The sequence below is a fragment of the Streptomyces flaveolus genome (assembly GCF_044765825.1).
GTDB classification, from domain to species: Bacteria; Actinomycetota; Actinomycetes; order Streptomycetales; family Streptomycetaceae; genus Streptomyces; species Streptomyces flaveolus.
In genome coordinates, this window is sequence record NZ_JBIWKU010000005.1 from 369109 (window position 1) to 382599 (window position 13491).

The following is a 13491-nucleotide window of genomic DNA, read 5'->3' on the forward strand; positions in this document are numbered from 1 at the left end:
TGCGGTCAGCTGAGACCGACTCAGATGTCGAGGAAGCGGACGTCCTTGGCGTTGCGCTGGATGAACGCGCGCCGGGCCTCGACGTCCTCGCCCATCAGCACCGAGAACAGGTCGTCGGCCTGCGCGGCGTCGTCGAGCGTGACCTGGCCGAGCACGCGGTGCTCCTGGTCCATGGTCGTGATGCGCAGTTCCTCGGCGTTCATCTCACCGAGACCCTTGAAGCGCTGCACGGAGTCCTCGCGGATGCGCTTGCCGGCCTGGCGGCCCATCTCGATCAGCGCGTCGCGCTCGCGGTCCGAGTACGCGTACTCGAAGTCGTCCCGGCCCCACTTGATCTTGTAGAGCGGCGGACGGGACAGGTACACGTGCCCGGCCTCGACCAGCGGCCGCATGAAGCGGAACAGGAAGGTCAGCAGCAGGGTGTTGATGTGCTGGCCGTCGACGTCGGCGTCCGCCATCAGGATGATCTTGTGATAGCGGAGCTTCTCGATGTCGAAGTCCTCGTGCACGCCCGTGCCGAACGCGGAGATCATCGCCTGGATCTCCTGGTTCTGCAGGATCCGGTCGATGCGCGCCTTCTCCACGTTGAGGATCTTGCCTCGGATCGGGAGGATCGCCTGGTACTGCGGGTTGCGGCCGGACTTGGCCGAACCGCCGGCGGAGTCACCCTCGACGATGAAGATCTCGCACTTGGTCGGGTCGTTCGACTGGCAGTCGGACAGCTTGCCCGGCAGCGACGCCGACTCCAGCAGGCCCTTGCGGCGGGTCAGGTCACGCGCCTTGCGGGCCGCCACGCGCGCGGTGGCCGCCTGGATGCCCTTGCGGATGATGTCCGCGGCCTCGTTGGGGTTGCGGTCGAGCCAGTCGGCCAGGTGCTCGTAGACGACCTTCTGGACGAAGGTCTTCACCTCGGTGTTGCCCAGCTTCGTCTTGGTCTGGCCCTCGAACTGGGGCTCGCTCAGCTTCACCGAGATGATCGCCGTCAGACCCTCGCGGATGTCGTCACCCGTGAGGTTGTCGTCCTTCTCGCGCAGCAGCTTCTTGTCCCGCGCGTACTTGTTGATCAGCGAGGTGAGCGCCGCGCGGAAGCCCTCCTCGTGCGTACCGCCCTCGTGCGTGTGGATGATGTTGGCGAAGGAGTACACGCCCTCGGTGTAGCCGCCGTTCCACTGCATCGCGACCTCGAGGGACAGGCTCTTGTCCTTGTCCTCGGCCTCCAGGTCGATCACGCTGGGGTGCACCAGCTCTCCCTTGCGGGAGTTGAGGTACTTCACGAAGTCGACGATGCCGCCCTCGTAGTGGTATGAGACGCTCTTGACCTCGTGCTTCTCGTCCTCGCCCGCCTCGTCCGCGCCGGCGGTGGCCTTCGCCGACTCGCGCTCGTCGGTGAGGTTGATCTTCAGGCCCTTGTTGAGGAAGGCCATCTCCTGGAAGCGCCGGGAGAGCGTCTCGAAGGAGTAGTCGGTGCTCTCGAAGATGTCGCCGTCGGCCCAGAAGGTGACCGACGTGCCGGTCTCCTCGGTGGCCTCGTGCCGAGCGAGCGGTGCCGTGGGGACACCCAGCTTGTAGTCCTGCGTCCAGCGGTAGCCGTCGGTCTTGACCTCCACGGCGACCTTCGTGGAGAGGGCGTTGACGACGGAGACACCCACGCCGTGCAGACCACCGGAGACCGCGTAACCGCCGCCGCCGAACTTGCCGCCCGCGTGCAGCACGGTCAGCACGACCTCGACGGCGGGCTTGCCCTCGGAGGGGACGATGCCCACCGGGATGCCACGGCCGTTGTCGACGACCCTGACACCGCCGTCGGCGAGGATCGTCACGTCGATGGTGTCCGCGTGACCGGCCAGCGCCTCGTCGACGGAGTTGTCCACGACCTCCTGCACCAGGTGGTGCAGGCCGCGCTCACCGGTCGAGCCGATGTACATGCCGGGTCGCTTGCGGACCGCGTCCAGACCCTCGAGGACGGTGATGGCACTGGCGTCGTACGAGGCGGGAGCTTCGCCGTCGGCGGTGCTCACCGGGTCGTTCACGCCGGTGTCGGTGGACGGGTTGTTCTCGTTGGGGTTGCCGGAATCGGCCACGAAGCGCCCTTTCTGGCACAGCACGAGCCGGGCTCGTCGGCGGGTTGCCGGAGCGGCTGCGGCATGTTGCGTTGGTAAGCCTTGATCAGCGTTGCTCAGCTTGTCCCGGACGGTCCCCACGTTCGGGGCGGGATTGTCTTCCATTCTACCGGTAGCACTGACACTGATGGGGGTTTGCCGGTGCCTGAGTTCGCATGTGCCGCCCTGAACGAGGCTCTCCCGACTCCCGATATGCGGAAGGGGTCCTCAAGAGGCTCACGACGGCACTCAGCGCTTCGAGGCGTCAACCCTTGGCTACTTGGGAGTCAGATCGGGATTCGCAACCGTGTGCGGTGGTACGACGCACCGGGCGCCGACGGTCCGGACCGGCCCTCGACGCCCGCGAATGTGATGTACCTCACCAACCCGCAGGGCGGGCGGACAGGTCACCCGTAGGTGTCCCCGGGGCCCTTGCTGCCCGGCGCGCGCAACGGGCCGTAACGCCGGGCGGAACCACCCGGGCCACCCGGACCGTGCACCTTGATCACCCGCACCGAGCCGTGCCCGAGGTCCTCGTTGAGCCGGGCCACCAGCGTCGGGGCGAGCAGCCGCAGATTCGTCGCCCAGGCCGTCGAGTCGCACCGGACGACCAGCACCCGCTCGTCCTCGTCGTACCGCTCCGGCACACAGTGCTTGGCCACGTCCTCGCCCACGATCTGCGGCCAGCGGCCCATCACACCGCCCACCGCGGCCGGCGTCTCCCACCCGCGCTCCGTGATCAGCCGGTTGATCGCCGAACCCAGCGCCATCGGATCACGACCGTCCGCGCGCGCACCGGAACGCAGCCCACCGCGCCGCGCCTGCCGCTTCTGCTGCGCCGCGTCCCCCCGCGCGCGCGCCGCCTCCCGGGCCGCCCGCAGCGCCACCCGCGCCAGATCCACACCCGACGGTTCGGCGGCTCCGCCGCCCTTGCCCTGCTCGCCCCCGGAGTTCCCGGGGCCCGGCCCGTCCGCGCTCATACGCGCTCCACCGTCCCCTCCGCCACGGAGTACCGCGCCCCCGCCAGCACGTGCGGCACGTCGTCGTCCACCGCGGCGGTCACCAGCACCTGCTCCCCGGGCGCCACCAGCTCGGCCAGCCGCTCCCGGCGCCGCGCGTCCAGCTCGGCGAACACGTCGTCGAGCACCAGCACCGGCTCATTGCCCTCGGCCCGCAACAGGTCGAACGACGCCAGCCGCAACGCCAGCGCGTACGACCACGACTCACCGTGGGAGGCGTATCCCTTGGCGGGCAGCTGCCCGAGCTTCAGCACCAGGTCGTCACGGTGCGGGCCGACCAGCGTGACACCCCGCTCGATCTCCTGCTTCCGGGCCTCACCGAGCGCGGCCATCAGCTGCTCGTAGAGGTCCTCGCGCGTGTGCGCCTCACCGGGCGCCGACGGCTTGTACTCCAGCGCCACCGGACCACCGCCGGGCGCCAGCTGCTCGTACGCCTTGTCGGCCAGCGGCTGCACCGCGGCGATCAGGTCCAGACGCTGCGCCAGCAGTTCGGCACCCACCCGCGACAGGTGCTGGTCCCAGACGTCGAGCGTGGACAGGTCCATCGTGCGGCCACCGTGCCGGCGGGCGAGCGCGGCCGACTTCAGCAGGGTGTTGCGCTGCTTGAGAACCCGGTCGTAGTCCGAGCGCACTCCGGCCATGCGCGGGGAACGGGCGGTGATCAGCTCGTCGAGGAAGCGGCGCCGCTCACCGGGGTCCCCCTTGACCAGCGCGAGATCCTCGGGCGCGAACAGCACGGTCCGCACGATGCCCAGCACGTCACGCGGCCTGACCTGCGACGACCTGTTGATCCGGGCACGGTTGGCCTTGCCCGGGTTCAGCTCCAGCTCGATCAGCTGCTGCCGCTCGCCCTGCCGCACCTGCGCCCGGATCACCGCCCGGTCGGCGCCCATGCGCACCAGGGGAGCGTCCGAGGAGACCCGGTGGCTGCCGAGGGTGGCCAGATAGCCGACCGCCTCGACGAGATTCGTCTTCCCCTGCCCGTTCGGGCCGACGAAGGCGGTGACGCCCGGGTCCAGCGGGACCTCGACCCGGGCGTACGAGCGGAAGTCGGCCAGCGACAGATGCGTGACGTGCATGGTCGTTCGCCGACCTCCCCAACCTTCGGGTGTTGCTTACTTCTTCTCCACCGCGTGACCACCGAACTGGTTGCGCAGCGCGGCGATCATCTTCATCTGCGGCGAGTCGTCCTGCCGGGACGCGAACCGCGCGAACAGCGACGCCGTGATCGCCGGCAGCGGCACCGCGTTGTCGATCGCGGCCTCCACGGTCCAGCGTCCCTCACCGGAGTCCTGTGCGTAACCGCGCAGCTCGTCCAGGTGCTCGTCCTCGTCGAGCGCGTTGACCGCCAGGTCCAGCAGCCAGGAACGGATGACCGTGCCCTCCTGCCAGGACCGGAAGACCTCGCGGACGTTCTCCACGGAGTCGACCTTCTCCAGCAGCTCCCAGCCCTCGGCGTAGGCCTGCATCATCGCGTACTCGATGCCGTTGTGGACCATCTTCGCGAAGTGGCCCGCGCCCACCTTGCCGGCGTGCACGGCACCGAAGTCACCCTCCGGCTTGAGGGCGTCGAAGACCGGCTGCACCTTGGCGACGTTCTCCGCGTCGCCGCCGTACATCAGCGCGTAGCCGTTCTCCAGGCCCCAGACACCGCCGGAGACACCGCAGTCCACGAAGCCGATGCCCTTGGCGGCCAGCTCCTCGGCGTGCTTCTCGTCGTCCGTCCAGCGGGAGTTCCCGCCGTCCACGACGACGTCGCCGGGCTCCAGCAGCTCGCCCAGCTGGTCGACGGTGGCCTGGGTGGGCTCACCGGCCGGGACCATCACCCAGACCACGCGGGGGGCGCTGAGCTTGCCCACAAGCTCTTCCAGGCTGTGGACATCCGCGAGATCGGGATTGCGGTCGTATCCGACGACGGTGTGGCCCGCGCGGCGGATCCGCTCGCGCATGTTGCCGCCCATCTTGCCGAGGCCGACGAGACCGAGCTCCATCAGTTGCGTTCCTTAGGTCTGCGAGGTGGCGTGGCGGCACGTCCGCACCCGGCGGATGCGTGCCGCGGCACTTTCGTACCCGCGTACGAGCCTAAACCCGCAACCCCGTGCACAGCTGTGGGCATACGCGCTCATGCGTATGCCCCCACCTGGGGCTTTGTCCTCAGCCTGTGGACAACCCGGACGGCATCAGCCGCTCAGCCGCACCGGCATGATCAGGTACTTGTAGGCCTCGTCCGCCTCGGCGTCCACCGCGGGCCTGCCGCTGAGCAGCGCCGGCTTCGTGGACGTCGTGAAGGACAGCTGGGCCACCGGCGAGTCGATCGCGCTCAGGCCGTCCAGCAGGAACGTCGGGTTGAAGGCGATCGAGATGTCGTCGCCCTCGAGCTGCGCGTCGACCCTTTCCACAGCCTGTGCGTCGTCGCTGGAGCCGGCCTCCAGGATGAGCACGCCCTGCTCGAAGCTGAGCCGCACCGGAGTGTTGCGCTCGGCGACCAGGGCCACGCGCTTGACGGCCTCCACGAAGGGGGCGGTCTCGATCACGGCCACGCTGTTGAACTCCGTCGGGAACAGCGTCTTGTACTTCGGGAGGTCGCCCTCCAGCAGTCGTGTCGTCGTCCGGCGGCCCGCGCCCTCGAAACCGATCAGGCCCTCACCCGCACCCGACCCGGACAGCGCCAGGATCACCTGGTCGCCGCTGGTCAGCGCCTTGGCGGTGTCCAGGAGGGTCTTGGCGGGCACCAGCGCGACCGCGGAGGTCTCCGGGTTCTCCGGCTTCCACAGGAACTCGCGGACCGCGAAGCGGTAGCGGTCGGTGGAGGCCAGCGTCACCGTGTCGCCCTCGATCTCGATGCGCACACCGGTCAGGACGGGCAGCGTGTCGTCACGGCCGGCGGCGATGGCGACCTGCTGCACGGCCGCGGCGAAGACCTCGCCGGGGACGGTGCCCGTGGCGTTCGGCATCTGCGGCAGGGCCGGGTACTCCTCCACCGGCAGGGTGTGGAGGGTGAAGCGCGAGGAGCCGCACACCACCGTCGCCCGTACACCGTCTGTGGAAATCTCCACCGGCCGGTTGGGCAGGGCGCGGGAGATGTCGGCGAGCAGCCGGCCGGAGACGAGGACCGTGCCCTCCTCCTCGACCTCGGCCTCCACCGACACCCGCGCGGAGACCTCGTAGTCGAAGCTGGACAGGCTCAGCTGTCCCTCCTCGGCCTTCAGCAGCAGGCCCGCGAGGACCGGCGCCGGCGGACGGGCCGGGAGGCTGCGAGCCGCCCAGGCCACTGCCTCCGCGAGTACGTCGCGTTCCACCCGGATCTTCACTGTTGCCGCCTCCTGCTGTTGCCGGCGCTTCTCGCCCTGCTTCGCCTTCGTCGTCTGACCCGGTGTCGCCGACCCCGTCGGGGGGCAGAGCACCGGGGACCAGTCTGACGCACCGCACTGACAGTAGGTGCCCTTCGGGGTCAAGTCGCGACGAGGCGCGGTCGGGCTCGAGAGAGCGAGTTGTGCACAGGCCCCGCTTCGAAACGATTCCCGCTCTCTCTCTAGTCGGGAGTAGTAGTAGGGCCTGTGGATACCGTGGATAACCCCGTTTTCGCAGGTCAGAGCATGAATTTTGTCCACGGGGCCTGTGGGCGGAGCCGGTGGACAACCGGGCGTCTCTGTGGAGAACAGAAAGTTCTGCACACGCCGTGCACAGGGAGGGGCGACTTCTCCCCAGCGCCGTCCCCAGGTTTACCCACCTTTCCCACAGGTCAATCAGGCACCTTGGTGTGACGCCTTTCACTCGGGGCGGTGAGAAGCCGCGTCGGGTTGCCGAACAGTGGACAGCCATGTGGAGAAGCCGGTGATCGCTGGGGACAACCGGCTCCAGCCTGTGGGTGGCCGGTGGACAACTTGACGCGCGGGCTGGGGGCCTTTCCGTTGTCCACAGGCTGTGGAGATCTTTTGTCCACGGATCCACAGGGGGCTGACCTGCCCTGATCATTCCTCAACACCCCAGCCTGTGGACAGGATCGGGACAACTTCCCGGTCCCCAAGCTGTGGAGGGGAAAAAGTCACCGAATCTGTGGAGAGAGGCCGTAACCCGGCAGGTATTCGAACAGCGGAGGTCCGGGGCCGAGCCGGCGCGGGGAGCTCGCCGGCGCTTCCAGGGGCTCTCCCGGCCGCGTCTGGGGCGCACCCGCACCGGTCGGGGGCACGGAAAAGGCGCCCCCGGAGCTCTCCAGGGGCGCCTCCAGGACGCGTGCCGGCCCGTGCCGGCGGCCGTCAGCTGTTCTTGATGCGGTTGGTCAGTTCCGTCACCTGGTTGTAGATGGAGCGCCGCTCGGCCATCAAGTTGCGGATCTTGCGGTCGGCGTGCATCACCGTGGTGTGGTCCCGGCCGCCGAACAGCGCGCCGATCTTCGGCAGTGAGAGGTCCGTCAGCTCGCGGCAGAGATACATGGCGATCTGGCGAGCCGTCACCAGGGCGCGCCCCCGGGAGGTGCCGCACAGGTCCTCGACGGTGAGGCCGAAGTAGTCGGCGGTGGCGCCCATGATGGCCGTGGACGTGATCTCGGGGGCCGAGTCCTCGCCGCCGGGGATCAGGTCCTTGAGGACGATCTCGGTCAGGCCCAGGTCGACCGGCTGCCGGTTGAGCGACGCGAACGCGGTGACCCGGATCAGCGCGCCCTCCAGCTCGCGGATGTTGCGCGAGATGCGGGAGGCGATGAACTCCAGTACCTCGGGCGGGGCGTTGAGCTGTTCCTGTACCGCCTTCTTGCGCAGGATCGCGATGCGCGTCTCCAGTTCGGGCGGCTGGACGTCGGTGGTCAGGCCCCACTCGAAACGGTTCCGCAGACGGTCCTCGAGCGTCACCAGCTGCCTGGGCGGCCGGTCGGAGGACAGCACGATCTGCTTGTTGGCGTTGTGGAGGGTGTTGAAGGTGTGGAAGAACTCCTCCTGCGTCGACTCCTTGTCCGCCAGGAACTGGATGTCGTCGACGAGCAGGATGTCCATCTCGCGGTAGCGCTTGCGGAAGCTGTCGCCCTTGCCGTCGCGGATGGAGTTGATGAACTCGTTGGTGAACTCCTCCGAGCTCACGTACCGCACGCGCGTGCCGGGGTAGAGGCTGCGCGCGTAGTGCCCGATCGCGTGGAGCAGGTGCGTCTTGCCGAGCCCCGATTCCCCGTAGATGAAGAGGGGGTTGTACGCCTTGGCGGGTGCTTCGGCGACGGCCACGGCCGCCGCGTGGGCGAAGCGGTTGGAGGCGCCGATGACGAAGGTGTCGAAGAGGTACTTCGGGTTGAGGCGCGCGGTGGGTTCGCCGGGGCCGGTCGCCGGTGCGGGCTGTGCGGCCAGCGGGCCGGGGGCGCCGGTGGCGGGTCCGGGGCCGACGGGACCGCCGCGGTGGACGTGGCCGGAGCCGGGCGGCGGCTCGGGAAGGTCGCGCCGGGCGCCCCGCTGGTCGTAGTCGCCGCGCGGCTGGTCGTAGTCGGTGCGCTGGGGGTCGTACGGGGGGCGCTCCGGCGGCTGCGTGCGGCGGTCCTGAGGGCGCCGGTCCTGCGGGTACGGGTCCTGGGGGTACGGCTCCTGGCCGTAGGAGTCCTGGGAGTAGGAGTCCTGCGAGTAGCCGTCCTGGGAAGGCGGGCCGTACGAGTCCTGCTGCGGCGAGGCGTACGGGTCCCGCTCCGGGAAGCCGAGGCGCTGCTGCTGCCAGCCGTAGTCGTCCTGCTGGGACGGGCGGGGCCAGGAGCCGGGCTCGGGGCGCTGGTATTCCTGCGGGTAGGCCGGGCGGGCGGTGGGGAGCTGGTCGGCGCGGTGGCGGCCGTATCCCTCGTAGTCGTCGCGGTTGTGGGTTCCCGGGCCGCTCTGGCCCGCCCCGCTTCCACCCTGGCCGGGGGACGGGAGCTCGGGCTCCTCGTAGCGCGGCTGGGGGCGGGCGGGCGGTGCCGGCGGCGCCGGGGGTTCGCCCGCGGTGTCGTCGACGGTGATCGCGATGCGGATGGGGCGGCCGCACTCCCTGCTCAGCGTTTCGCTGACGACAGGAGCGAGCCGGCCCTCGAGCACACCCTTCGCGAATTCGTTGGGTACGGCGAGGAGGGCGGTGTCGGCGACCAGTGCCAGGGGCTGGCAGCGGCGGATCCAGTGCTCGTCCTTCGATTCGACCCCTTGCCCGCGGCCCTCTCCGAGGAGCTGCTCCAGTACGCGTGGCCACACTGCGGCAAGATCGGCAGGTACGTCAGCCACAGGGCACGCTCTCTCACGAGTCCCTCGAAGGTGTGATTCGGGGACGGGTCGGGATGAAACTCGGGTGGGGCAGGGATAAGGGAACGAATCGGAGTTCAGTCACGGTAGTCAGCGCGACGGGTAGGGTTCAAGTCGTTGTCCCCAGCCTGTGGACAAGTGTGCCTCGGTCACCTCTGGTTTGACCGAATGGCGCAGTCTCACGTACCGTAACCAGGTCGAGTTGTCGATGGCTGCTGCCGCCTGCCTCCGATGGGCACAGGTCACGTCCAAGGTGATCGAAAAAGCGGTGCACTCGGGCGTGACGAGAGCTACTCGTGGGCGCACGGTGACAGCCAGGACGGCACCCCGCCAACCCCGATTCTTTCTGGAGCCCCCGAGTGAGCAAGCGCACCTTCCAGCCGAACAACCGTCGTCGCGCCAAGACCCACGGCTTCCGGCTGCGTATGCGCACCCGTGCCGGCCGCGCGATTCTCGCGACCCGCCGCAGCAAGGGTCGCGCCCGTCTGTCCGCCTGATCCCGGTCAGGTCATGACATCGTGCTGCCCACCGAGAACCGGCTGAGGCGGCGCGAGGACTTCGCGACCGCGGTACGACGAGGCCGCCGGGCCGGCCGCCCGGCTCTCGTCGTCCACCTTCGAAGCGGTGCCACGGACCCGCACGCGCCTGGGGAGAGCGCTCCCCCGACACGTGCGGGTTTCGTCGTGAGCAAAGCCGTGGGTGGCGCGGTGGTGCGCAACAAGGTGAAGCGCAGGCTTCGCCATCTGATGCGCGACCGGGTCGACCTGTTTCCCCCCGGTAGCCTGGTAGTCGTACGAGCGCTGCCCGGTGCGGGTGACGCCGACCATGCACAGCTGGCCCGAGACCTGGACGCCGCCCTGAAGCGGCTACTGGGAGGGGGCGCGCGATGAAGTACCCGCTGCTGGCTCTGATCAAGCTGTACCAGTGGACGATCAGTCCTCTGCTGGGGCCGGTCTGCAAGTACTACCCGTCGTGTTCCCACTACGGCTACACGGCCATCGACCGGCACGGTGCCATCAAGGGAACGGCACTCACCGCCTGGCGCATCCTGCGGTGCAACCCGTGGTCGCTGGGCGGGGTGGACCATGTTCCGCCGCGCAAGCGCCCGCGGTGGCACGAAATGCTGCGTGACGCCTGGCGTGCACGCAGGGGCGGGCCCTCCGCCGCCGAACCGGCCATCGAGGGACAGGCTTCTCCCACGAGTCCGTCCAGTCCTTCGAGCCCGGCCGCAGAGACCCAGTCCCATGCCCAAGGAGCATGATTAGTGGACACGATTGCCAGCCTCTTCAGCTTCATCACGACACCTGTCTCCTGGGTCATCGTCCAGTTCCACAGCGTGTACGGCGCCATTTTCGGCCCTGACACCGGATGGGCCTGGGGCCTGTCCATCGTGTCCCTGGTGATTCTGATCCGCATCTGCCTGATCCCGCTCTTCGTGAAGCAGATCAAGTCGACGCGTGCGATGCAGACGCTCCAGCCGGAGATGAAGAAGATCCAGGAGCGCTACAAGAACGACAAGCAGCGTCAGTCCGAAGAGATGATGAAGCTGTACAAGGAGACGGGCACCAACCCGCTCTCCTCGTGCCTTCCCATCCTGGCGCAGTCCCCGTTCTTCTTCGCCCTGTACCACGTGCTCAACGGCATCGCGACGGGTGACACCATCGGTGTGATCAACGATCGCCTGCTGGAGAGCGCGCAGAAGGCCCACATCTTCGGTGCTCCGCTCGCGGCGAAGTTCACCGACGGCGCGTCGAAGGTGGAGGCCCTCGGGTCCTCCATCACCGACGTCCGCGTCGTCACCGCCATCATGATCATCCTGATGTCGGCGTCGCAGTTCTTCACCCAGCGCCAGCTGATGACCAAGAACGTCGACACGACGGTGAAGACGCCGTTCATGCAGCAGCAGAAGATGCTGATGTACGTCTTCCCGGTCATGTTCGCCGTCTTCGGCATCAACTTCCCGGTCGGTGTCCTCGTCTACTGGCTGACCACCAACGTGTGGACCATGGGCCAGCAGATGTATGTCATCCGTAACAACCCGACCCCGGGTTCCAAGGCCCAGGCCGCGTACCTGGAGCGCCTGCACAAGCACGTCACCGAGCACGGCAAGACGCGTGGCCGCGGTGAGAAGGCCATCGTGAAGGCGATCGTCGCCAAGGGCCGGGACCGCAACGAGTTCGAGCGCAAGTTCATCAACGGTCTGAACAAGGCGGGTCTGGCGGCCCAGCCCGACGGCACCGTGGTGAAGAGCGATGCCGCTGTCGCGGTGCAGACCGAGGACGGTGCTCCCGTCGCGACGGGCACGCCGAAGCGTCAGCAGCCCAAGCGGCAGAGCAAGTCCCAGCGGCAGTCCACGAAGGCGGCCGGCGAGGCCGAGCCGAAGACCTCGCTGACCAAGTCCGACGAGCCGGAGGACGCCAAGCCGGACACCCAGCCCGCCGCCGCGAAGAAGTCCGCTCAGAAGCCCGGCGGCGGTGGCCGCAGCAAGGCCCAGTCCGGACAGCGCAAGGGCCCGCAGCGGCCCAAGTCCCCGTCGAAGAAGTAAGAAGGAGTCCATCCCGTGACGGAAGGCACCACCTCCGCCGCTGCCGAGGGTGCAGACACCCTGACTCGCCTCGAGCAGGAGGGCGAGATCGCCGCGGACTACCTGGAGGGTCTGCTCGACATCGCCGACCTGGACGGCGACATCGACATGGACGTCGAGGCCGACCGTGCCTCTGTCTCGATCATCAGCGACACGAACAGCCGTGATCTGCAGAAGCTGGTCGGCCGGGACGGTGAGGTGCTGGAGGCTCTGCAGGAGCTCACGCGCCTGGCCGTGCACCGGGAGACCGGGGACCGCAGCCGGCTGATGCTCGACATCGCGGGTTACCGGGCCAGGAAGCGCGCCGAGCTCTCCGAGCTGGGGGCGAAGGCCGCGGCTGAGGCCAAGAGCAGCGGCGAGGCAGTGCGGCTTCAGCCGATGACGCCGTTCGAGCGCAAGGTCGTGCACGACGCGGTCAAGTCCGCGGGACTGCGCAGCGAGTCCGAGGGCGAGGAGCCGCAGCGCTTCGTCGTCGTGCTTCCCGCCTGATCGGTTCCCACGTTCTCCGGCCCCGTCTGTTGCGCAGGCGGGGCCGAATTTTGTCAGCCTGATAGTTCTGGTGGTTCTGGCATCGGCGCCTGGGCGCGGATGCGGTACGGAAGGACGGTCCCCCCGTGACGGAGGCAGCGGAGCTTCCCCCTGTGCCCGAGCAGGCACGCGAGGTGTTCGGTGATCGCTACGCGGATGCGGTCCGCTACGCCGAGCTGCTCGCCGAGGCGGGAGTGCAGCGGGGCCTGATCGGTCCCCGTGAGGTCCCGCGCCTGTGGGAGCGGCACCTGCTGAACTGTGCGGTGCTCTCCGAGGTCGTGCCCGAGGGGGTGACGGTGTGCGACGTCGGCTCGGGCGCCGGGCTGCCCGGCATTCCGCTGGCGCTCGTCCGGGACGACCTGAAGATCACGCTCCTGGAGCCGCTGCTGCGGCGCACCAACTTCCTGACCGAGGTAGTGGAGCTGCTGGGCCTGAATCATGTGACCGTTGTGCGTGGCCGGGCCGAGGAGGTCATGGGCAAGGTCCCGCCGGTGCACGTGGTGACGGCCCGTGCCGTCGCGCCGCTGGACCGCCTGGCCACCTGGGGTATCCCGCTGCTGCGCCCCTACGGTGAGATGCTCGCCCTCAAGGGCGACACGGCCGAGGAGGAGCTCAAGGCCGCGGCCACGGCGCTGAGCAAGCTGGGTGCGGTGGAGACGTCGATCCTGCATGTGGGTGAAGGCGTCGTGGATCCCCAGTCCACTGTGGTGCGCGTCGAGGTCGGGGAAAGCCCCGGAGGTGTGCGCTTCGCCGCCAAGCGGGCCAAGGCGGCCCGGACCGGACGGGCACGCCGACGACGCGGATGAGAATGCGGTGGCGCTGATCGTCCTGACGGCCCCGTCCTGACGACACGGCGTACTCCACACAAGCCTCCCCGCCTACGCATGCCGGAGTGTCGCGGCGGTTCGCCCTCGGGTGCTGTGCATCGTGTTTCACGTGAAACGTCGCTCACTGCTGCACGGCATCATCAGTCGCGGTCGCGCCGCGGCCGAACCTCGCGACCGGAGGCCCCTCGGTTCTCTTGC

The 13491-nt window shown here is 68.8% G+C and carries 12 protein-coding genes; 6 read left to right on the forward strand and 6 right to left on the reverse strand.

What is annotated here, in order from left to right:
- Positions 1 to 20: 20 nt before the first annotated feature.
- From gyrB to dnaA, 6 genes are all read right to left on the reverse strand, one after another.
- Complete coding sequence (gene gyrB / locus ACIRG6_RS18090; protein ID WP_239765000.1) at positions 21 to 2081, reverse strand: DNA topoisomerase (ATP-hydrolyzing) subunit B; 2061 nt, start codon at positions 2079 to 2081, stop codon at positions 21 to 23.
- 425 nt (positions 2082 to 2506) lie between these two features.
- Positions 2507 to 3079 carry a DUF721 domain-containing protein gene (locus ACIRG6_RS18095; protein ID WP_364675422.1) on the reverse strand — a complete coding sequence of 191 codons (573 nt, stop codon included), beginning with the start codon at positions 3077 to 3079 and terminating at the stop codon, positions 2507 to 2509.
- A complete protein-coding gene (recF, locus tag ACIRG6_RS18100) occupies positions 3076 to 4197 on the reverse strand; it encodes a DNA replication/repair protein RecF (RefSeq protein ID WP_189230171.1) in 1122 nt (373 codons plus the stop codon). Before recF ends, ACIRG6_RS18095 begins: the two co-directional genes overlap by 4 nt.
- Positions 4198 to 4233: 36 nt before the next feature.
- A complete protein-coding gene (gene gnd, locus ACIRG6_RS18105) occupies positions 4234 to 5109 on the reverse strand; it encodes a phosphogluconate dehydrogenase (NAD(+)-dependent, decarboxylating) (RefSeq protein WP_189230172.1) in 876 nt (291 codons plus the stop codon).
- Between the two features lie 189 nt (positions 5110 to 5298).
- The gene (gene dnaN / locus ACIRG6_RS18110) at positions 5299 to 6429 is read right to left on the reverse strand and encodes a DNA polymerase III subunit beta (protein WP_364675418.1); all 1131 of its coding nucleotides are present in this window, start codon (positions 6427 to 6429) and stop codon (positions 5299 to 5301) included.
- A gap of 945 nt (positions 6430 to 7374) precedes the next feature.
- Positions 7375 to 9336: a chromosomal replication initiator protein DnaA gene (gene dnaA / locus ACIRG6_RS18115; protein ID WP_365020344.1), complete on the reverse strand. Its 1962-nt coding sequence runs from the start codon at positions 9334 to 9336 to the stop codon at positions 7375 to 7377.
- Between the two features lie 377 nt (positions 9337 to 9713).
- On the opposite strand from dnaA, the gene rpmH reads away from it, so the two are divergent.
- The 6 genes from rpmH to rsmG all read left to right on the forward strand — a co-directional run bounded on the left by rpmH (position 9714) and on the right by rsmG (position 13272).
- Positions 9714 to 9851 carry a 50S ribosomal protein L34 gene (rpmH, locus tag ACIRG6_RS18120; RefSeq protein ID WP_003975051.1) on the forward strand — a complete coding sequence of 46 codons (138 nt, stop codon included), beginning with the start codon at positions 9714 to 9716 and terminating at the stop codon, positions 9849 to 9851.
- A gap of 21 nt (positions 9852 to 9872) precedes the next feature.
- Positions 9873 to 10244: a ribonuclease P protein component gene (gene rnpA, locus ACIRG6_RS18125; protein ID WP_318213578.1), complete on the forward strand. Its 372-nt coding sequence runs from the start codon at positions 9873 to 9875 to the stop codon at positions 10242 to 10244.
- Complete coding sequence (gene yidD / locus ACIRG6_RS18130; RefSeq protein ID WP_350717083.1) at positions 10241 to 10615, forward strand: membrane protein insertion efficiency factor YidD; 375 nt, start codon at positions 10241 to 10243, stop codon at positions 10613 to 10615. Before rnpA ends, yidD begins: the two co-directional genes overlap by 4 nt.
- A 3-nt stretch (positions 10616 to 10618) precedes the next feature.
- Positions 10619 to 11899: a membrane protein insertase YidC gene (gene yidC / locus ACIRG6_RS18135; RefSeq protein WP_364675412.1), complete on the forward strand. Its 1281-nt coding sequence runs from the start codon at positions 10619 to 10621 to the stop codon at positions 11897 to 11899.
- Between the two features lie 15 nt (positions 11900 to 11914).
- Entirely contained in the window at positions 11915 to 12427 is a 513-nt protein-coding gene (locus tag ACIRG6_RS18140; RefSeq protein WP_189230176.1) for a Jag family protein, read from the forward strand.
- A gap of 125 nt (positions 12428 to 12552) precedes the next feature.
- Positions 12553 to 13272 carry a 16S rRNA (guanine(527)-N(7))-methyltransferase RsmG gene (rsmG, locus tag ACIRG6_RS18145; RefSeq protein ID WP_362486189.1) on the forward strand — a complete coding sequence of 240 codons (720 nt, stop codon included), beginning with the start codon at positions 12553 to 12555 and terminating at the stop codon, positions 13270 to 13272.
- The last annotated feature ends 219 nt before the right edge of the window (positions 13273 to 13491 follow it).

Excerpts from the sequence above, each read along its gene's own strand:
- ACIRG6_RS18095 (WP_364675422.1), bottom strand. The coding sequence starts at position 3,079 with ATGAGCGCGGACGGGCCGGGCCCCGGGAACTCCGGGGGCGAGCAGGGC.
- recF (WP_189230171.1), bottom strand. The coding sequence starts at position 4,197 with ATGCACGTCACGCATCTGTCGCTGGCCGACTTCCGCTCGTACGCCCGG.
- gnd (WP_189230172.1), bottom strand. The coding sequence starts at position 5,109 with ATGGAGCTCGGTCTCGTCGGCCTCGGCAAGATGGGCGGCAACATGCGC.
- yidD (WP_350717083.1), top strand. The coding sequence starts at position 10,241 with ATGAAGTACCCGCTGCTGGCTCTGATCAAGCTGTACCAGTGGACGATC.